Consider the following 19,050-nt stretch of genomic DNA (forward strand, 5'->3'; position numbering starts at 1 on the left):
CGGTGGCATGGAGCTTGCCCGTATTGGTCGTGACCAGGGCAAGAGTGGGCCGCGGCGCACCGGTTTGAGGCGGCGCCGCGGGTCGGCTTCATGCCTGCAAGATCCGGCATGAAGGCGAGGTGCCCCATGGAACGTTTCGGTAGCGCGCGCCGCGAAAGACGGCCGTCATGAGCGAGCTCTACGCCGCGCTGCTCTCCTGGGCGGTCACGCTGTCAGGGTATCCGGCACCCGAGAAGCCGCCGAACATCGTCCGGCAGCCCCACGCCTTCTTCGTCGAAAAGGCCTGCAACGGACGCGAATGCAAGGTGCTGGGCTGGTATGCCGGCGGCACCGACATCTTCATCGACGATCGCCTCGATCCGGAGAAAGATCTTCTCGCCAGCTCCATCGTGGTGCACGAGATGGTGCACTATCTTCAAAGCGTGGCGCGCGGCGACAACACGCCCACTGGCGGCGCCGCCTTCGGCGCCATGCCGAGCTGCCGGCAATTCATTCGCTGGGAGTACGAGGCGTACGGCGCGCAGCGGGAATACATCCTGCGCTACGGCACCTATCTGCCGGTCGGGCTGTCGATGCTGCACGCGCATTGCGAGGGCGAGGAGCGGCCGACGCCGCCGCCGACGAAGTGAGCCGTGCTCCCACGGGGCTTCTTCGTCACGTGCGGCAGTCATCGCACCGTTCGGGCTGAACCCGTCGAGCTGCACAACGTTCGGCATGCAGCTTCGACAAGCCCGTCCTGAGCCTGACGAAGGGCTCAGCCTGAACGGTCGAGCAGTGCGCCGCAACCCTTCGACAGGCCCGTCCTGAGCCCGTCGAAGGCTCAGGGCGAACGGGAAGTGAGCCGTGCTCCCGAGGGCTTCCTGGTCACGTCCGGCAGTCATCCCACCGTTCGGGGCCTGTCGAAGCTGCACACGTTCGGCATGGAGCTTCGACAAGCTGTCCTGAGCCGGTCGACCCAGGGCGAACGGGTCGAGGGTTTGTCCACACCCTCGCAATACCTCACGCCTCTATCAACCCCCAGCGCAGCGCCACCAGCGTCAGCTCCGACTGGTTGCCCGCCCGCAGCTTCTGCTTCACGTGGTACAGGTGCGTGCCGACCGTGCTCGGCGACAGCTTGAGGTTGTCGGCGATCTGCGCGACCGTCGCGCCGCGGGCGAGCTGGATGAACACGGCGAACTCGCGCTCGCTGAGCATGTCGGCCGGACTGGCCTCGCCCTCGATCTGCGCCATCGCCAGCGCCTGCGCAGTCTGCGGATCGACGTAGCGCTCGCCGCGCGCCACGGCGCCGACGGCGGCGATCAACGACTCGGGCGCACAGCGCTTCGCGAGATAACCCAAGGCGCCGACGCGCAGCACCCGCCGGGGGTGGGCGGTGTCCTCGTGCGCGGACAGTGCCAGCACGCGTGCCTTCGGATCCTGCGCAAGCAGCCGGCGCACCGCCTCCAGGCCGCCCATGCCGGGCATCGACAGGTCCATGACGACCACGTCGGGCTTGACGCGGCCATAGTCGGCGCACGCCTGCTCGCCGTCGCCGGCCTCGGCGACGACGTCGATGCCCGCATTGGCGAGCAGCATGCGAAAGCCCATGCGCACCAGCGCATGGTCGTCCACGAGCATGACCCTGATCATGCGATCTCCGACGGTGAAGGCAGCGGCACCTGCACCTGCAGGCGCACCCCGCGCGGCGCGCGGGGCTCGATGCGGAATTGTCCGCCGACCGATTCGACGCGCTCGGCAAGCCAGCGCAGCCCGTAGTGCCCGCTGCGCTGCGACCAGTCGGGCGCCAGCCCGCCGCCGTCGTCGGTGAGCTCCAGCGTGACCGCCTCGTCGCTGCCGTTCGCACGGACCGACAGCACCTGCGCCTGGCCGTGGCGCAGCGCATTGGTGATGCCTTCCTGCGCCGCGCGGTACAGCGTCAGCACCACGTTCGGCGACGGCGCGGCGCCATGCAGGTCGACCTTGAGGTCGATGCGCACGCCCGGGTGGCTGCGCCGCATGCGCTCGACGAGGTCGCCCAGCGCTTCCTCGAGGCCGAAGTGCTCCAGCACCAGCGGCGTGAGGCGAGGAATCAGGCCGTGCATGGCGTCGTACAGGCGCGACGCTTCGCCGGCGATGAGCTGCGCGGCGCGCTCGGCCTCGGGGTCCAGCGATTGCGTGCGCTGCGCGATCGACAGCGCCATGCTGCGCATGGCCGTCACCGACTGTCCCAGCTCGTCGTGCAGCTCGCGCGCGATCATGCGGCGCTCCTCCTCGACCTTCTGGTCGACCCAGCGTGCGAGCTCGCGGTTGTCGGAGAGTTGCCGCTCGGCCAGCGCCGCGCGGCGCGCGTTGGCCAGGTTCTCCTGCAGCATGCCCACCATGCGGTTGAAGGCCGCGCCTATCGCGAAGGCCTCGCGGCCGGGAAGCCGCGGCAGCACCACGTCGAAGCGGCCGGCCTCCAGCGCGTTCAGCGCCGCGACGATGCGGCCGAAAGGCTTCACGGCCTGCCCGACGAGCCAGAACACCAGCAGGTTGACCAGCACCAGCATCACCGCCGCCGTGCCCATCTGCACGACGAAATCGTCCCAGGCATCGAGCGCCGCGCGCGAGGCATTGGCGTGCACCACCAGCTTGCCGACCGGAAATTCGATCGACTGCGTGGACAGTGCCGGCGCCACGAGCGACTCGAACCAGGCCGGCGCGTTGCGACCGGCCTTGTATTCCGACGGCGGCGATCGGTACAGCTCGCGCCCTTCGTGATCGAGCAGCGTGATGTCGTTGGAGCGCACGCGCCCGACGCCTCTGAGGAAGGCCAGCATCGCCTCCGGCCCTTGCGCCGCATAGCCCCACACCGTGCGGTTGAGCAGCTGCGCGGCGACGCGGTTCGCGGCGACGACCTCCTCGTTGACCGACTTGCGCATGTTGCCGAACTGCTGCAGGAGCAGCGCGGCGACGAACAGCACCGTCATCGCACCGACCAGGAGATTGATCTTCAGCCGCAGGCTCATGCGTTCGATGGTATCGGGCTGAAACGGTCCGCGCCGATTCATGAAAATCATGAGGCGCGATTCATGGCCGGGGGGCTACGCCGCAGGCTGCCGCGGCGCCACGATGCCCCATGGGATCCGCGATCCCACGCCGCACCGGCCGGTGCGGCGGCACTCGAAAGGAGACCTTCGATGACATGGCAAACCCCTCAGGCCAGTGATTTCCGCTTCGGCTTCGAAATCACGATGTATATCTCGGCGCGCTAGCGTCGGGATCCCGGCGTCCAGCGGACGCCGGGGGCCTTCCACCCCCTGCATGCGAATCACGATCCTCGGCGCGGCCGCAGGCGGCGGCTTTCCGCAATGGAACTGCAACTGCCGCAACTGCGCCGGCGTGCGCAACGGCACCGTGCGCGCGCGCCCGCGCACCCAGTCGTCCATCTTCGTGAGGTCCGACGAACACGCCGACGGCGTGCTGTTCAATGCCTCGCCCGACGTGCTGGAGCAGATCCGCTCGCACCCCGCGCTGCAGCCGGCGCGCGGCTTGCGCGATTCGGCGATCGCCGGCGTCGTGCTGATCGACGGCCAGATCGACCATGCCACCGGCCTGTTCATGCTGCGCGAGCGCGCCACGCCGCTGCCGCTGTGGTGCACCGACCCGGTGGCCGAGGACCTGAGCAGCGGCAACCCCATCCTTCGCGTGCTGGGCCACTACTGCGGCGTGCGGCGCGAGCGCATCGCGCTCGACGGCTCCAGCTTCGAGGTGCCGGGCGCACCGGGCCTCGGCCTGCGCGCCCTGCCCCTGTCGAGCAAGGCTGCGCCCTACTCGCCGCACCGCGAGCAGCCGGTGCCCGGCGACAACATCGGCATGCTGATCACCGACACGCGGCGCGGCACCACGCTGTTCTATGCGCCCGGCCTCGGCGAGATCACGCCCGCGGTGTTCGATGCGATGGCCGGCGCCGATGCGGTGATGGTCGACGGAACCTTCTGGACCGACGACGAGATGATCCGCCTGGGCCTGTCGCGCAAGACCGCGCGCGACATCGGCCATCTCGCGCAGTCGGGGCCCGGCGGGATGATCGAGTGGCTGTCGCGGCTGCCCTCGCGCACGGGCCGCTGGCTGATCCACGTCAACAACACCAATCCCATCCTCGATGAAGATTCCCCGGAGCGCGCCGACCTGACGCGCGCCGGCATCCGCGTCTGCGAGGACGGCATGGAGATCCATTTGTGAATGCACCGCCACCGGCCTGGTCGCGCGAGGAGTTGGAGCAGAAACTGCGCGAGCGCGGCTCGGCTTATCACATCCACCATCCGTTCAACCGCATGCTCAACAGCGGCCGCGCGTCGCCCGAGCAGATCCGCGGCTGGGTGGCGAACCGCTTCTACTACCAGATCGCGATTCCGGTGAAGGACGCGGCCATCCTGTCGAACTGCCGCGATCGCGAGGTGCGGCGGGGCTGGGTGCAGCGCATCCTCGACCACGACGGCTTCGAGCTCGGCGGCGTGAAGGACGAAGGCGGCATCGAGGCCTGGCTGCGCCTGGCCGAGGCGGTGGGACTGACGCGCGCCGAGGTGCTCGACCTGCGCCACGTCGCGCCCGCCATGCGCTTCGCGGTGGATGCGTACGTCGAGTTCGCGCGCCGCGCGCCGTGGCAGGAGGCGGTGTGCTCGTCGCTCACCGAGCTGTTCGCGCCCGAGATCCACAAGCAGCGCCTCGCCAACTGGCCCGAGCACTACGGCTGGATCGAACCCGAGGGCCTGCAGTACTTCCGCAACCGCGTCAGCCAGGCGCGCCGCGACGTCGAGCAGGGGCTGGCGATCACGCTGGCGCACTTCACGACGCGCCCCCTGCAGGAGCGCGCCCTGGAGGTGCTGCAGCTCAAGCTCGACATCCTGTGGGCCATGAACGACGCCATGGCGCAGAAGTACGGCGTGTCATGACGGCCACCCTCGCCACCGTGCCGCGCATCGGCACCGGCTTTCGCCTGCAATGGGAGCCGGCGCAGGAGTGCCACGTGCTGCTGTACCCCGAAGGCATGGTCAAGCTCAACCAGAGCGCGGGCGAGATCCTCAAGCGCTGCGACGGGCAGCGCAGCTGCGCGGCCATCGTGGCCGAGCTGGAAGCGGCCTTCTCGGCCACGGGGCTGGAAAGCGACGTGCTCGGCTTCGTCGAGGTCGCCGGCCGGCAGCGTTGGCTGGCGTGGGATTGACCGATGCACCTCCTTGCAGCCTCGAGAAAGAACCACTCCCTCTCCCGCGTGCCGGAGAGGGTGAGGACGAGGACATGAGCACCACCTCGCCGCGTCCCGGACCGCCGCTGTGGCTGCTGGCCGAGCTGACCTACCGCTGCCCGCTGCACTGCGTGTTCTGCTTCAACCCGATCGACTTCGCGCGCCACGAGGACGAGATCGGCACCGACGACTGGCTGCGCGTGCTGCGCGAAGGCCGCGAGCTCGGCGCGGTGCAGCTCGGCCTGTCGGGCGGCGAGCCGCTGCTGCGCGACGACCTGGAGCTCATCGTCGCCGAGGCGCATCGTCTCGGCTACTACAGCAACCTGCTGACCTCCGGCATCGGCCTGACCCCCGCGCGCGCCCGCGCGCTGAAGGACGCCGGCCTGGATCATGTGCAGCTGTCGTTCCAGGACTCCACGCGCGAGATGAACGACTTCCTCTCGCACACCAAGACCTTCGAGCTGAAGAACCGGGTCGCGAAGATCATCAAGGACCAGGGCTGGCCGATGGTGATGAACGTGGTCATCCACCGCCTCAACATCGACCACGTCGACCGCATCATCGGCATGGCGCACGAGATGGGCGCCGAGTACCTCGAGCTCGCGAACACGCAGTACTACTCCTGGGCCTTCCTCAACCGGTCGCAGCTGCTGCCGACACACGAGCAGCTGCGCCGCGCGGAAGCCTGCACCGACGCCTGGCGCGCCAAGCTGGGCGATGCGATGCGCATCTTCTTCGTCGCGCCCGACTACCACGAAGGCCGCGTGAAGAAGTGCGTCAACGGCTGGGGCAGCACCTTGCTCAACATCGCGCCCGACGGCGTCGCCCTGCCCTGCCACACCGCGCGCATGCTGCCCGGCATGTCGTTCCCCAGCGTGCGCGACACATCGCTGCGCGACATCTGGTACGACTCCGAAGGGTTCAACCGCTACCGAGGCACGGGCTGGATGAAGTCGCCCTGCTCGAGCTGCGAGCACAAGGAGGAAGACCTGGGCGGCTGCCGCTGCCAGGCCTACCTCATCGCGCAGGACCCCGAGGCCGCCGATCCGGTGTGCCGCAAGAGCCCGCACCACGACCGGGTCGAGGCGGTGGTCGCCGAAGCGGCGCGTCCGCAGGCGGTGGAGCGCCCGCTGGTATTCCGTGACCCGGCCAACTCGCGGCGCCTGACCCCGGCGGCATGAGGCGCGCAGCGTGCACGCGGTGCCGTGCTCGCCGCCGCACCCCGCGCCCTGCATCACCTCGCCGAGGCGAAGTACGCTTCGGGCCTGCCCCAAGGCGCGGCAATTGCTTGAAGGACCGCTCCAGCCCCCACAACAAGGAGACAAGCATGGCGCTTTCAGCGATGGAAAGCATCCGGATCGACGCGCTCGCCGCGGGCATCTGGGCGACGATCCGCAACTTCGACGCACTGCAGGACTGGCATCCCGCGGTCGCGAAGAGCCCGGCCGACAAGGCCAATGCCGAAGGCTCGGTGCGGCGCCTGTCGCTGCACGGCGGCGGCGAAGTGGTCGAGACGCTGGAGCGCCATGACGACAGCCGCATGAGCTACACGTACACCTCCGCCGACGGCAGCGCGCTCCCGGTCGCGGGTTACCGGTCGACGATCACCGTGTCGCCTGATGGCGCCGGCGCCAGGGTCGAATGGCGCGGCGAGTTCTCGGCTGCCCCCGGCGTGAAGGACGATGCGGCGGTCCAGGGGATGCGCGGGGTGTACCGGGCCGGCTTGGACAACCTGAAGCGCCTGCACGAGCGCGGCTGAGCGCATCGCACGGCCGTGAACGACCAGCCGCGGGCATCGCGACGGGCCGCCGGCGTGGCGCTGTGCGCCGCACCGCTCATCGCCATGGCACAGACTGCGCCATCCGAGACGCGGCTGCCCACGGTGGAAGTGGTGGGCACCTCCCCGCTGCCGGGCCAGGGTGTCGCACGCGACCTGCTGCCCTACACCACGCATGTGCTGCGGCGCGATGCCATCGACCGGGCCAGTCCCGACAACCTGGTCGACCTGATGAACCGCCTGCTGCCGGGCATGCAGGTCAACGACGTGCAGGGCAGTCCGTTCCAGGCCGACCTGACCTACCGCGGCTTTCGCGCCTCCGGCATGCTCGGCGCATCGCAGGGGCTGTCGGTCTACATGGACGGCGTGCGTGTCAACGAGCCATTCGGGGACGTCGTGAACTGGGACATGGTCCCCGAGTTCTCGGTGAACACCCTGACGCTGGTGCCTGGCGCCAATCCCGCCTTCGGACTCAACACGCTGGGCGGCTCGCTGTCGATGACGACCCACAGCGGCCTCACGGCGCCGGGCTGGCGCGCGCAGGTGCAGACGGGCAGCTTCGGCCGCCGCCAGCTCGACCTCAGCCACGGCGCGCAGCACGGCGACGGATGGCACAGCTACGTCGCCGGCAGCACCTTCGATGAAGACGGCTGGCGCGACCACTCGGCGGGCCGCCTGGCGCACCTGCTCGCCCGCATGGGGCACGGCGATGCCGACACCAGCTGGGACGTCGGGCTGCAGCTCGGCCGCAGCCGCCTGGTCGGCAACGGCCTCGTGCCGGCCTCGACGCTCGACGAGGCCGGCGACGCGATCGTGCGCACGCCGGACCTGTATGCCCTGCGCCGGGAGACGATCTACACGCATCCCGACCGCACGACCAATCACCTCGCGCAGCTCACCTTCAACTGGCACCGGCAGCTCGCCTCGGGCGACGAGCTTTCAGCGCTCGCCTACTCGAGGCATTCGCGCCGCGACACCGTCAACGGCGACGTGGCCGAGGAAGCGACCGCGCAGGCCAACGCATCGCTCAACACCAGCGCCACGCGGCAGCGGGGCGAGGGCGCGGCCCTGAGCCTGGCGGGCAGGACGGGGCCGCACCAGTGGCAGGTCGGCGCCTCGATCGACGCCAGCCGCATTCGCTTCGAGCAGCTGGAGCAGGCGGGGTCGTTCACCGCCGACCGCGGCGTGCGGCCCGGCGACGAGGCCGCGCAGCTCAGCGCCCGCGTGTCCGGCCGCTCCATCGCCATCGGCCTGTACGGCACCGACACCTGGCAGCTCGGCCCCTCCACTCACGTGACAGGAACCCTGCGCTACAACCGCGCCCGCGTGAGCAACCGCCTCACCAGCGTCGACGACGACGACGGCGCGGTGCAGGAGCGGCCCGAGGAGCGTTTCACCTACGACAGCCTGAACCCCGCGCTCGGCATTGCCCATCGACTGGCGGCCGGACCGACGCTGTTCGCGAACGTGGCACGCAACAACCGCATGCCGACGGTGATCGAGCTGGGCTGCGCCGATCCCGCGCAGCCATGCCGCCTGCCCGCGGGACTGCAGTCGGATCCCTTCCTGAAGCAGGTGGTGTCGCGCACCGGCGAGCTCGGCGCACGCTGGCAGGCCGGCCGCACGCGGCTCAGCGTGTCGGCCTATCGCACCGACAACCGCGACGACATCCTCTTTCGCAGCGTCAGCGTGAACGGTCAGCAGGGCTACTTCGAGAACTTCCCGCGCACGCGCCACCAGGGCCTGGACGCCGAGCTCCAGGCCGAGCTGGGCGCGTTGAGCGTGGGCGTGTCGTACAGCCACCTGCAGGCCACCTACCAGGCCGACGGGCTGCTGCGCCAGGGGCAGCGCAACGTCGAGGTGCGTTCCGGCACCCGCATCGCCGGCCTGCCGCGGCATGGCTTCAAGCTGTCGGCGGACTGGCGCTTCGGCAAGCGCTGGAGCCTGGGCGCCGACCTGCAGGCGGTGTCGCGCCGCGGCACCGCGGGCAACGAGGACGGGCGCATCGAGGACGGCTCGGACGAGCGCCTGGACGCAGCGGTGCGCGGCTACGCGGTGATCAACCTGCGCGGCGCCTGGCAGTCCGCATCGGGCTGGGAGCTCTTCGCCCGCATCAACAACGTCGCCGACCGGCGTTACGAGAACTTCGCCGCCTTGGGAGAGACGGTGTTCGATGCGCAAGGGCACTACACGGGCGACGCGCATGACGCGGTGTTCGTGGCGCCGGGAGCGCCGCGCGCGGCGTTCGTGGGGGTTCGGTTCCGGCATTGAGGGCGGCGGATGGCCGGGTCCGTTCGCGCCGAGCTTGTCGAAGCGCTGCGTGGCAGTGCGAAAACATTCCCGTTCGCCCTGAGGTATCGAAGGGCCGGCCCAGGTCGTCGCAGGGCTGCCACTCCCTACTTCGCCCGCGTCCGCTCCACCGCCGCGCGCTCGCGCGCGAACGTCTCCCTGCACGCCTGCGCATACGCAGCCGGACCCAGGTAGTCGAGCTCCTGGTCGTACTTCGCGATCTCCTCGACGAACTGCGGATCGAACATCGCCTTGCGGAAGGCGTCGTGCAGGACGGTCACCACCTTGCCCGGCAGGCCGCGCGGGCCGCCCAGGCCGTACGGCGACTGGGCGACGATGTCATAGCCCAGCTCGCGCAGCGTCGGCACGCGGGGCCAGCGCTTGGAACGCTGCGCGGCGAAGGTCGTCAGCAGGCGCAGCCGCCCCGCGTCGACGGCCGGGCCGAAGCCGGTCGAGCTGACGCCGGCCATCACCTGGCCCGACATGATGGCGTTGATCTGCTCGCTGACGCCCTTGTAGGGCACGTGGATGTAGCGCAGCCCGCGGGCGGTGAACAGCTCCTCCAGGACCAGGTGAGGCGACGTGCCCACGCCGTTGGTCGCGATCGACAGCGCGCCCGGCTGGGCGCGCGCGTAGGCGAACAGATCGTCCAGGCTCTCGAACACGCTTGCGGCGCCGACCAGCAGGCCGAAGGTGACGCCGGAGATCTGGATGATGGGCGTCACGTCGTTGAGCGGATGCCAGTGCACCGATTGCGTGAAGTAGGCGCGGAAGATCGGCTGCGGAAGCTGCGCGATGGTGTAGCCGTCGGGCTCGGCCTGCTGCAGCACCGGCATGGCCAGCGTTCCGCCGGCCCCGCCGCGGTTCTCCACGATCACGCGCTGGCCCAGCTGGCGCGAGGCCAGATCGGCCAGCACGCGCATCGAGATGTCGGTGGCGCCGCCGGCCGCCCACGGCACCCACAGCATGATGGGCCGGGACGGAAAGGCGTCGTTCGCCGCGGCGCGCGTCAGCGCTGACGGCGCCAGCGCAAGGGCCGCGGCGCTGCCCAGCCAGCGGCGGCGTGTCATCCTCCAACGCGAGACGTTCATCCGCCACCTCCGCCACGCTTGGTGAGCCCGCCGAAGCCGCGCTGCGGGTCATAGCCCCAGCATGCGAGGCCGAAGAACACGAGCAGGCAGCCCACCACCACCCAGGGCGCGATGCCCGGGTCCTTGCCGTACAGCGCGAAGCGGACCCACTCCACCGCATGCGTGAACGGATTGAAGCGCGCCGCCTGGTACACCCACTCGGCCCCCGACTCCTGCAGCTTCCACAAGGGATAGAGCGCGGTCGACAGGAAGTACATCGGGAAGATGACGAAGTTCATCGTGCCGGCGAAGTTCTCGAGCTGCCGGATGTGCACCGAGAGGAACAGCCCCAGCGCGCCCAGCATCAGCGCGGCGCACACCAGGGCGACCAGGGCGTGCAGCCCGGCCAGGCCGAGCACCGGCAGCGTCGTGCCGAGCAGCGCCGCCACCGCCACGAAGGCCAGCGCCTGCAGCAGCGACAGCAGCGCGGTCGCGCACAGCTTGCTGAACAGCAGCCACGCGCGCGGCAAAGGCGCCGTGAGCAGCAGCCGCATCAGGCCCATCTCGCGGTCGTACACCATCGCGAGCGACGACTGCATGCCGTTGAACAGCAGCACCATGCCCACCAGGCCGGGCGCGATGTACACGTCGTACGGGATGTAGGTGTCGTAGGGCTCGACGATGGCCACGCCGAACACGTTGCGAAAGCCGGCGGCGAACACCGCCAGCCACAGCAGCGGACGCACCAGCGCGGAGACGAGCCGGCCGGTCTGCTGCGAGAACTTCAGCAGCTCGCGCAGCACGATGGCCCGCAGCGCCTGCAGCGCATGGGCCGGGCCGTGGCGTGCCGACGTCGCGGCAACACGCTGCTCGTCGGTGCGGTTCATCGCGGGTGTTTGCATGCCTTCTCCGGTGCATCGGCGCCGAGCGAGTCCAGCACGTTGACGGGGTGCAGCACGCCTTCGACGGGCGCCTGCGAGATCACCCCCTGGCCGTCGGTCAGCAGCAAGGTCTGCCGCAGCTGGCCGTCCCACGGCCGAAATCCGAGCGAGGTGCCCTTGGACCCGTCGAGCGCGACCTTGGGCAGCGCCTGATCCCACGCGGCCGCCGGTCCCTTGGGGGCCGCGGCGGCGGCCGCGGCCAGCGCCTTGCCCGCCATCCACGCCGACCAGTCGTGCGCCGTCATCGGCCGCTTGGCCGCCTTCGCGAAGCGCCTGGATACCTGCGGCGCGCCGAAGCGCTCGAACTGCGCATGCCAGGCCACGGCGACCAGACCGGCGTCGCCGACCACCGGCCTCGGCAGCACCGTGCGGTACGGCAGCGAGCGCGCGAACTCGCCGTCGCTGTCGACGACCCACACCGCGTCGTACTGCGCGCCGGCGGTGAGCAGCAGCGGGTTGGCGAGCTCGCGCTCGCGCGGGTCGTCCGAGAGCTTGAACGGCTTGGTCGCCACCGCCTGCAGGCCGTAGCGCTTGATCGACGCCTGCGCCGTCGCCGCCCGCAGCGCGTCCTGCGGGCTGGGGCCGGCGAGCACCAGCACGCGGCTCCACTTGCGCGCGACCAGGGTCTGCGCCAGCGCGTCGCTGCGCATCCGCTCGCTGGGGATCAGGTGGAACAGCCGCGGGCGGCAGTCCTGCTGGCGCAGCCGGTCGGCAGCGTCGCCGACGTTGAGCACCGGCAGCTTGACGGCATCGACCACCGCGAGCGTCCAGTCGGTGGGCAGGTCGGTGACCAGCACGGCGGCGCCGCCCTTCTCCGCCGCCACCGCGGCCGCTCGTGCGGCGTCGATCGACGCGACCGGCGTGCCGGCCAGCGACACGCCCGCGCCGACGGCATCGAGCTCGAAGCGGCTGTCCTCGATGGCCAGCTGCACACCGTCGGCCGCCGGCCCGCCGGGATGCCCCAGGTAGGCGCGCTCCACGCGCGTGCGCTCCAGCCGCGGGTCGTCGGCCGGCGTGAGCAGCGTCGCCTTCAGCGTCGCCGCGCGCGCCCCCGGCAGCAGCGTCAGACCGGCCGCCAGCAGCGCGCCGCCCAGGATCCGATGCAGCCCGGTGCAGCTCATTCGACGATCACCAGCCCGTAGGGCACGCGGCCCACCGGAATGCTCTTCAGCGCCTTGGCCGCCGCCACGTCGACCACCGTCACGTCGTCGCTCAGGCCGTTGACGACGTACAGCCGCGCTCCCGCCTTGTCGAGCGTGACGTTCCACGCCCGCTTGCCCACCAGCACGAGCTGGGTCACCTTGCGACCCGGCACGTCGACGAAGGCCACGTGATTGGCGCGGCCCAGCGCCACGAACGCGCGCTTGCCGTCGGGGGTCATCTGGATGCCGACCGGCGTGATGTCCTCGCGGCGCGCGCCCTTGACCTCGAACTTCAAGGTGCCGAGCACCGCATGGTCGGCGGTCGAGACGATGGTGACGCTGGCGTCCAGCTCGTTGGTCACCCACAGCTCCTTGCCGTCGGGCGTGATCGCCATGCGGCGCGGCCGCTTGCCGACCGGGATGTTCTTGACCACCTTCGCGCTGGCCGTGTCGATGACATGCACCAGGCTCGCCGCCTCGGACGTCACGTACACCGTCTTGCCGTCGGCGCTGACCTTCACGCCTTCGGGCTCCTGGCCCACCTTCACCGACTGCAGCTTGCGACCGCTGGCCGCGTCCACGAAGCTCACCTCGGCGGCGTCCTCGTTGGAGACATAGATGGTCTTGCCGTCGGGAGAGACGTCGAAGGCTTCCGGCTCGTCGCCCAGCGGGATGCGGCGCAGCGACTTGCCGCTGGCCGGATCGATGACGTCGGCCTGGTTCGAGTCGGTGCAGGCGACCATGAGCTTGCGATCCGCCGTGAGCTGAACGTGGCGCGCCCGCTTGCAGGTCGCGATCGTGCCCTTCACCGCCAGCGTTGCGAGGTCGATCAGGGTCAGCGCGCTGTCCTTCTCGCTGGACACGTACGCCGTGCCCTGCGCCGAGGCGCCGGCCGCCGCGAGCATCAGGACGAGCGCGGCGAGCGGGCGGGCCGATGAAAGCATGCAGGTCTCCTGTCTCATCGTGGTCATGTCGTTCGGGCGATGAAGGCGGCTTCCAGCGTGTCTCCGCCCAGCGCGCGGGTCACCTCGGCCGGCGTGCCGTCGGCCAGCAGCGCGCCCTTGTGCAGCACCAGCACCCGGTCGGCCGTCAGCGCCTCCTCGACCCAGTGCGTTGCCCACAGCACGCACACGTTGCGCTCCCGCACGTCGGCATGCAGCGCTGCGAGCAGGTCCTGGCGCGACTTGGGATCGAGCCCGACGGTCGCTTCGTCCATCAGCAGTGCCGCCGGCCGGTGCAGGTTGGCACGCACCAGCTCGACCTTGCGGCGGTTGCCGCCGGAGAGCTCGCGCGCCTTGCGATCGAGGTCGGCGGCGATGCCCAGGCGCGCGCAGTCCTCGTCGATGCGCTCGCGCGCGATGCGCCGCGGCAGGCCCTGCAGGTCCGCCTGGAACAGCAGGTTGCGGCGCACGCTGAGGTCCAGGTCGAGCGAGATCTGCTGGAACACCACGCCGATGTGGCGCAGCGCCGCGGTGGGCGCCGTGCGCAGCGAATGGCCGGCGACCTCCACCTCGCCTTCGTCGGCGGCGAACAGGCCGGTCAGCACCTGGAACAGCGTCGACTTGCCGGCGCCGTTGGGGCCGAGCAAGGCGACGAACTGGCCGGGCTCGACGTGCAGGGACAGGGATTGCAGCGCGGGCCGCGGGCCGTAGCGCTTGGTGAGCTTGTGGGTGCGCAGCATGGAGATCGGATGTTGGGGTTCCGCTTCGCGCCACCGGCGCAGCGCAACCTCGGCATGATGCGTCACCTCAGCGACCATCGCGAAGACTCCTCACCGGCCACCCCTTCGCCAGCGCCTGCTCGCGCAGCATCGGATCGGGGTCGACCACCACCGGATCGCTGACGGCCTGCAGCAACGGCAGGTCGTTGATCGAGTCCGAATAGAACCAGCTGCGCTCGACATCGTCCCAGGCGGCACCGGCCCGCGCGAGCCACGCCTGCACATGCGACAGCTTGTGCTCGCGAAAGCACGCATGGCCCACGATCTCGCCGGTGTAGCGGCCTTCCTCGTCGACCTCCGGCTCGGTGGCCAGCACATCGGCCAACCCCAGCGCCTCGCCGAAGGGCTCGGCGACGAAGCGCGTCGTGGCGGTGACCAGGGCGCAGCGGTGGCCGGCCGCCTGGTGCTCGCGCACGAGCTCGCGTGCCGCGGGCGGCACCCGCTGCGCGATCGCCGAGCGGAATTCGCGCAGCCACTGCGCCAGGGCGTCGGCCTCGTGCCGGCCGAGCGCGCCGACCGTGAAGCGGTGCATGGCGACCATGTCCAGCGTGCCTTCGACGTAGCGGCGGCAGTGGTCCAGGTACTGCGCCTCGAAGCCGGCGTCGAGCACCCCGAGGTCGATCAGGTGACGCGCGAACGCGGCGCCGCTGTCGAACGGGATCAGCGTGTGATCGAGATCGAACAGCGCGATCCGCATCAGCCCGGCACTCCCTGCAGGGCCTCGACCGTCGCGGGCAGCGCGCCGCGCAGCGCGTTGCACACGACGATGGCCTCGGCGCGAAGGAGATCGGCGCGCGTCAGGCGGCATTCGCGCGCATCCCACGCGGGGTCGTCGAGCAGCACGGCGCGCATCACGCCGGGCAGCACGCCGTCGGTCAGCGGCGGCGTGAGCCATCGCCCGCCGATCCGCAGGAAGACGTTGCTGCGGCCGCCTTCGAGCAATTCGTCGTGCCCTCCGAAGAAGAGCGTGTCGAAGGCCCCGGCGGCCTCCGCCTCGCGCACGCCGGCGTCGTAGTCGGCGCGGCAGCTCGTCTTGTGCCCCGCGAGCGGCCGCACCGATCCCATGGGCGACGCCGCCAGCAGCAGGCGCACCGGGCCGGGCGGCAGCGGCGGCAGCGTGGCCTGCGTCAGCACGAGCTCGCCGTCGAAGCGCAACGCGACGCGCAGCCGCCACGGCCGGTCCGCCGGCAGGGCCGCCGGCAGCTGGGCCAGCGCGCGGTCGAGCAGCGCATCGAAAGCCTGCGCGTCGAAGGCGAAGCCCAGCCTGCGGGCGCTTTCGGCGATGCGGGCGCGATGCCGCGTGCGATGCGCGACCCCGCGCAGCCGCGTGGCGCGCATCGTCTCGAACAGCTCCACGCCGGGATCCAGCGCGGTGAGAAAGCGCGCCTTCCACAGCGTCTCGTCGTATTCGTCGGCGGCCACGCTGTCGTGCACGATGCCCCCGCCGACGCCCATCGTCAGCGGACGCAGGCCGTTGCGCGCGGGCGCCGCGCTGCGCTGCGGCGGGCCCAGCGTGAGCGTGCGGATGGCGACGTTCAGGACCAGGTCGGGGCAGCGGGCGTCGGCGTGGTCCAGCCAGCCGATGGCGCCGGTGTACAGCCCGCGCGGACCGGATTCGAGCGCGGCGATCCACTCCATCGTGCGGTGCTTGGGCGCACCCGTGATCGAGCCACAGGGGAACAGGCCGCGCAGCAGGTCGGCGAGGCCGATGTCGGCGCGGCGGCGAGCTTCGATCGTCGACGTCATCTGGAACACCGTGGCGTAGGTCTCCACGCGGAACAGCTCGGGCACCTTCACCGAGCCGATCTCGGCGATGCGCCCGAGGTCGTTGCGCAGCAGGTCCACGATCATCAGGTTCTCGGCGCGGTTCTTGGTGTCCTCGTGCAGCAGGCGCGCCGTCTCGCTGTCGCCTTCGGGCGCGCCGCTGCGCGGCGCGGTTCCCTTCATCGGACGCGCCTGCAGACGCCCGCGCTCATGGCGGACGAACAGCTCGGGCGAGCGCGAGAGCACCCATTCGACCTCGTCGCCCGGCGCCAGCGGCAGCCGCAGCAAGGCGCCGAAGCTCACCCGCTGGCGCGCGCGCAGCCGGCGATAGAGCGCCAGCGGCGCTCCCCAGGCGTGCCCGTGCTGGCGGTAGGTGTAGTTGACCTGGTAGGTCTCGCCGTCCCGGATGGCCTCGTGGATGCGCTCGATGGCGGCCTCGAAGGCCTCGCGCGAGACGGCCGGCTGCAGGTCGAGCACGCCGGCCGGCGCCGGGGTGCTGCGGCCTTCCTGCCGTGCAAGCCAGGTCGCGCAGCCTTCGGCATCGAGGCGCTCGAGGCGCTCGAACATCAGCAGGCGAAGGCAGCTGCGGTCGCCGGGCGGCAGGCGGGCGTGGCCCGCGCGCAGCAGCCGCGCTCCCCATTCGTAGTCGGCCAGCAGCACCGCATGCAGGCCGGCCGCCAGGTCCGCCTGCGCCGCGTCGCACACCGCGTCGAGCGTGGCCGGATCCACGCAGCGGTGCTCGCGCACGAAGCCGGTGTAGAGCCGGCTCGTGGGACGCTCGGCGCTGGCGTCGGCGTCATCCAGCAGGGCGAAAGGCTTCATCGTGTGCCTGAGGGATGCTCAGCTCCAGTCGTCCATGTCGTGGCGGATCTTGTGGCGGTTGGCGATCAGCTCGTCGACCGAGGGCTCGTTGCGCAGCGCGCGCCGGATCGCCAGCCGCGTTGCCTCGTGGTTGGTCCGGTACATGTCCTTCTTGTCGAGATTGGGGTCCTTGGCGCAGCGCGGGTCGATCCACACGAGGCTGATGATGCACAGCTCGTTGGCCAGCGACTTCGCAATGGTGCCGTCGATCAGGCAGTCGACGATCGCATCGGCGGTGGCCGACTGCACGACGCCGCCGAAGAGCTCGACGTTCGCCGAGTCCTTCAGGGTCACCTTGGGCACGATGATGGTCGCGGGACGCACGAGCTGGTTGCAGGCGCGGATCGCGAACATCGCGGTGTGGCCCTTGCTCTGCGCCATCATGTTCGCGAAGGCCTGCCCGACCGGGCCGTCGGTGCGGCCGATGAGGATCTCGGGCATGGCATCGGTGAACTGGCCCTCGCGCGCCAGCACGGTCGCCTCGCCGGCGTGAAACAGATGGTCCTGGTGGTTCATGTCGTCCTTGGGGTGAGTGAATCAGTGCGGTATCAGCAGCTCGCCATGGCCGAGCACCGCCAGGTCGCCGGCCCAGCGGTCCACGCGCCGCTTCGACAGTCCGTCGAAGGGACCGCCGAAGCGAGCGAGGTCGCGCGCCAGCAGCTGCCAGAACACGGGGGCGTCGGAGTTCACCGGCACGAAGCTGGCGGCGGGTTCGGGAGCCGGTCCCGCGAACAGCACCGTGCCGCGGCGCATGCCGAAGCCCGCATGGACGCCGCAGCGCCCCGCCAGCGCCAGCGTGCCGGCCACCATGCGGCTGGCGACGAAGTCGCCCGCATCGCCGAACACGACCACGGTGCCGCGGCGCATGTGGTCGGCCAGCCGATGGCCGGCCGCGCCGCGCACGACCAGCGTGCCGCCGCGCATGCCGTCGCGCTCGCCCGGCAGCGCGCTGGCCCCCAGGTCGCCGATGCTCCCGTCGACCTCGAGCCAGCCACCGCGCATCGCGCAGCCGGCCAGGTCGCGGGCATCGCCGCGGATCAGCAGGCGGCCGCCCGACATGCCGAGGCCGGCCGCATCGCCGACCGGGCCATGCACTTCCATCGTGCCCTCGGCCAGGCCCGCGCCGATCGCGTCGAAGCGCGACAGATCGCCTTCGAGCACCAGCGCGTGCTGTCCGTCGTCGCGGCCGGGCCGCACATCGAACAGCTCGGCCAGCATCACGCCCTCGCGTCCGTGCGGCAGCCGCAGCCGACGCACCTCGTCGGCCGACAGCGCCCCGAGCAACGCCGGCGTCAGCGCGCGCGCATCGACGCGCAGCGGCGGGCCCTGGCGCAGCACCAGCCGGTGGTTCATCGCGCGTCCTCGGCCGGCTCGAGCCGGTGCAGGTGGAAGTGGAACGGGCCCAGCTTGCCGCCGTAGTTGCCCGCCGAGACGCGCCGCACGCCGGCCTCGGCGCCGCGCTCGACGAGCGCCGCCAGGCCGGCGCGCATCGCCGCGGCCACGTCGGTCTCGGCGAGGCCGTCGATGACGATCTCGAGCACGCATCGCACGTCGGCATCGAGCTCGGTGCGCGGCGCAAGATGGGTGAGCGACGGGCAGAACGCGTCGTTCGTCGATGCGGGCAGCGCCGCGTACTTGCTGCCCACCTTGGAGCCCGAGCGCACGACGCCGCCGGGAAACGGCAGGATGACGTTGGGCACGCGGCGCATCGCAGCGACCGCGGCCTCGGCGCCCGCCAGCGCGGCGTCGGTGCCGGTGGCCAGCAGCAGCAGGTTGCCGCCGCCCACGCCCTTGATCACCGGCGTGCTCTCCTGCGCGACGAATTCGCCGTCCATCACCGGGACGCGCCAGTAGCGCACGCCGCCGATCACCTTGGACGTCTGCCAGCCGTCGCCGAAGAAGCGCAGGTTGCGGCCCAGGTTGGCGGGCTCGCCTTCGGCCAGGCCGGCGAACACCGCCGTGGTCGGGCAGGTCAGCACGCACTGGCCGACGCGGCGCTCGATCTGCTTGGCCAGCTCCTTGCCCGACACCGCGAACATCAGCACGGCCACGCCGGGGCGCCCGTCGGGCGTTTGACCCGCTTCGAGCTCGCGCTCGATGCCGGCCTCGCAGCCGCAGGCGATCACCGACGTGGCGAAGCCGGTCGCCGCCACCGCCGCATGCATCGCCCAGGTCGCGTTGTGCGCGGTGATGACCAGCCGCGTCGCCTTCATCGGGAAGGCTTCGGCGAAGGTGTCGTCGATGGTGATGCCGCGACGCTGCATCAGCAGACACCCGTGGTGG

The 19,050-nt window shown here is 71.0% G+C and carries 19 protein-coding genes; 7 read left to right on the forward strand and 12 right to left on the reverse strand.

Going from position 1 to position 19,050, the window contains the following annotated elements:
• Nucleotides 1-167: 167 nt before the first annotated feature.
• A complete protein-coding gene (locus tag P7V53_RS21220; protein WP_280151501.1) occupies nucleotides 168-629 on the forward strand; it encodes a hypothetical protein in 462 nt (153 codons plus the stop codon).
• A 370-nt stretch (nucleotides 630-999) separates the two neighbouring features.
• On the opposite strand, the gene P7V53_RS21225 is transcribed toward P7V53_RS21220, so the two are convergent.
• Together P7V53_RS21225 and P7V53_RS21230 are read right to left on the reverse strand one after the other, a co-directional pair.
• Nucleotides 1,000-1,629 (reverse strand): response regulator transcription factor, encoded by a 630-nt coding sequence (locus P7V53_RS21225; RefSeq protein WP_280151502.1) that lies wholly within the window; start codon nucleotides 1,627-1,629, stop codon nucleotides 1,000-1,002.
• Nucleotides 1,626-2,987, reverse strand: a complete 1,362-nt coding sequence (locus tag P7V53_RS21230) for a histidine kinase (RefSeq protein ID WP_280151503.1) — start codon at nucleotides 2,985-2,987, stop codon at nucleotides 1,626-1,628. The genes P7V53_RS21225 and P7V53_RS21230 overlap by 4 nt, the downstream gene beginning before the upstream one ends.
• Before the next feature lie 295 nt (nucleotides 2,988-3,282).
• Here P7V53_RS21230 and pqqB point away from each other — a divergent pair, with 295 nt between their 5' ends.
• The 6 genes from pqqB (at nucleotide 3,283) to P7V53_RS21260 (ending at nucleotide 9,251) form a co-directional block, all read left to right on the forward strand.
• A complete protein-coding gene (gene pqqB, locus P7V53_RS21235) occupies nucleotides 3,283-4,203 on the forward strand; it encodes a pyrroloquinoline quinone biosynthesis protein PqqB (RefSeq protein ID WP_280151504.1) in 921 nt (306 codons plus the stop codon).
• Nucleotides 4,200-4,913, forward strand: a complete 714-nt coding sequence (gene pqqC / locus P7V53_RS21240; RefSeq protein WP_280151505.1) for a pyrroloquinoline-quinone synthase PqqC — start codon at nucleotides 4,200-4,202, stop codon at nucleotides 4,911-4,913. The genes pqqB and pqqC overlap by 4 nt, the downstream gene beginning before the upstream one ends.
• A complete protein-coding gene (gene pqqD / locus P7V53_RS21245) occupies nucleotides 4,910-5,182 on the forward strand; it encodes a pyrroloquinoline quinone biosynthesis peptide chaperone PqqD (RefSeq protein ID WP_280151506.1) in 273 nt (90 codons plus the stop codon). Before pqqC ends, pqqD begins: the two co-directional genes overlap by 4 nt.
• Nucleotides 5,183-5,256: 74 nt before the next feature.
• Nucleotides 5,257-6,384 carry a pyrroloquinoline quinone biosynthesis protein PqqE gene (pqqE, locus tag P7V53_RS21250; protein WP_280151507.1) on the forward strand — a complete coding sequence of 376 codons (1,128 nt, stop codon included), beginning with the start codon at nucleotides 5,257-5,259 and terminating at the stop codon, nucleotides 6,382-6,384.
• 146 nt (nucleotides 6,385-6,530) lie between these two features.
• Nucleotides 6,531-6,962, forward strand: a complete 432-nt coding sequence (locus P7V53_RS21255; protein ID WP_280151508.1) for an SRPBCC family protein — start codon at nucleotides 6,531-6,533, stop codon at nucleotides 6,960-6,962.
• 15 nt (nucleotides 6,963-6,977) lie between these two features.
• Nucleotides 6,978-9,251, forward strand: coding sequence for a TonB-dependent receptor (locus P7V53_RS21260; RefSeq protein WP_280151509.1), 2,274 nt, complete (start codon nucleotides 6,978-6,980; stop codon nucleotides 9,249-9,251).
• Between the two features lie 125 nt (nucleotides 9,252-9,376).
• On the opposite strand, the gene P7V53_RS21265 is transcribed toward P7V53_RS21260, so the two are convergent.
• From P7V53_RS21265 to fhcD, 10 genes are all read right to left on the reverse strand, one after another.
• Nucleotides 9,377-10,360: a tripartite tricarboxylate transporter substrate binding protein gene (locus P7V53_RS21265; protein WP_280151510.1), complete on the reverse strand. Its 984-nt coding sequence runs from the start codon at nucleotides 10,358-10,360 to the stop codon at nucleotides 9,377-9,379.
• Nucleotides 10,357-11,226 (reverse strand): ABC transporter permease, encoded by an 870-nt coding sequence (locus P7V53_RS21270; protein ID WP_280156572.1) that lies wholly within the window; start codon nucleotides 11,224-11,226, stop codon nucleotides 10,357-10,359. The genes P7V53_RS21265 and P7V53_RS21270 overlap by 4 nt, the downstream gene beginning before the upstream one ends.
• Nucleotides 11,223-12,401 carry a branched-chain amino acid ABC transporter substrate-binding protein gene (locus P7V53_RS21275; RefSeq protein ID WP_280151511.1) on the reverse strand — a complete coding sequence of 393 codons (1,179 nt, stop codon included), beginning with the start codon at nucleotides 12,399-12,401 and terminating at the stop codon, nucleotides 11,223-11,225. Before P7V53_RS21275 ends, P7V53_RS21270 begins: the two co-directional genes overlap by 4 nt.
• Nucleotides 12,398-13,366, reverse strand: coding sequence for a PQQ-dependent catabolism-associated beta-propeller protein (locus tag P7V53_RS21280; RefSeq protein ID WP_280151512.1), 969 nt, complete (start codon nucleotides 13,364-13,366; stop codon nucleotides 12,398-12,400). The genes P7V53_RS21275 and P7V53_RS21280 overlap by 4 nt, the downstream gene beginning before the upstream one ends.
• Before the next feature lie 23 nt (nucleotides 13,367-13,389).
• Nucleotides 13,390-14,103, reverse strand: a complete 714-nt coding sequence (locus tag P7V53_RS21285) for an ABC transporter ATP-binding protein (protein ID WP_280151513.1) — start codon at nucleotides 14,101-14,103, stop codon at nucleotides 13,390-13,392.
• Between the two features lie 67 nt (nucleotides 14,104-14,170).
• The gene (locus P7V53_RS21290) at nucleotides 14,171-14,839 is read right to left on the reverse strand and encodes an HAD family hydrolase (RefSeq protein ID WP_280151514.1); all 669 of its coding nucleotides are present in this window, start codon (nucleotides 14,837-14,839) and stop codon (nucleotides 14,171-14,173) included.
• Nucleotides 14,839-16,728: an aminodeoxychorismate synthase component I gene (gene pabB / locus P7V53_RS21295; RefSeq protein ID WP_280151515.1), complete on the reverse strand. Its 1,890-nt coding sequence runs from the start codon at nucleotides 16,726-16,728 to the stop codon at nucleotides 14,839-14,841. The genes P7V53_RS21290 and pabB overlap by 1 nt, the downstream gene beginning before the upstream one ends.
• Nucleotides 16,729-16,746: 18 nt before the next feature.
• Nucleotides 16,747-17,283 (reverse strand): formaldehyde-activating enzyme, encoded by a 537-nt coding sequence (fae, locus tag P7V53_RS21300; protein WP_280151516.1) that lies wholly within the window; start codon nucleotides 17,281-17,283, stop codon nucleotides 16,747-16,749.
• Nucleotides 17,284-17,304: 21 nt separating this feature from the next.
• Nucleotides 17,305-18,120, reverse strand: coding sequence for a formylmethanofuran dehydrogenase subunit C (locus P7V53_RS21305; protein WP_280151517.1), 816 nt, complete (start codon nucleotides 18,118-18,120; stop codon nucleotides 17,305-17,307).
• Nucleotides 18,117-19,031 (reverse strand): formylmethanofuran--tetrahydromethanopterin N-formyltransferase, encoded by a 915-nt coding sequence (gene fhcD, locus P7V53_RS21310; protein WP_280151518.1) that lies wholly within the window; start codon nucleotides 19,029-19,031, stop codon nucleotides 18,117-18,119. The genes P7V53_RS21305 and fhcD overlap by 4 nt, the downstream gene beginning before the upstream one ends.
• Nucleotides 19,032-19,050 lie beyond the last annotated feature (19 nt).

This window comes from Piscinibacter sp. XHJ-5 (genome assembly GCF_029855045.1).
Taxonomy (GTDB): Bacteria; Pseudomonadota; Gammaproteobacteria; order Burkholderiales; family Burkholderiaceae_C; genus Albitalea.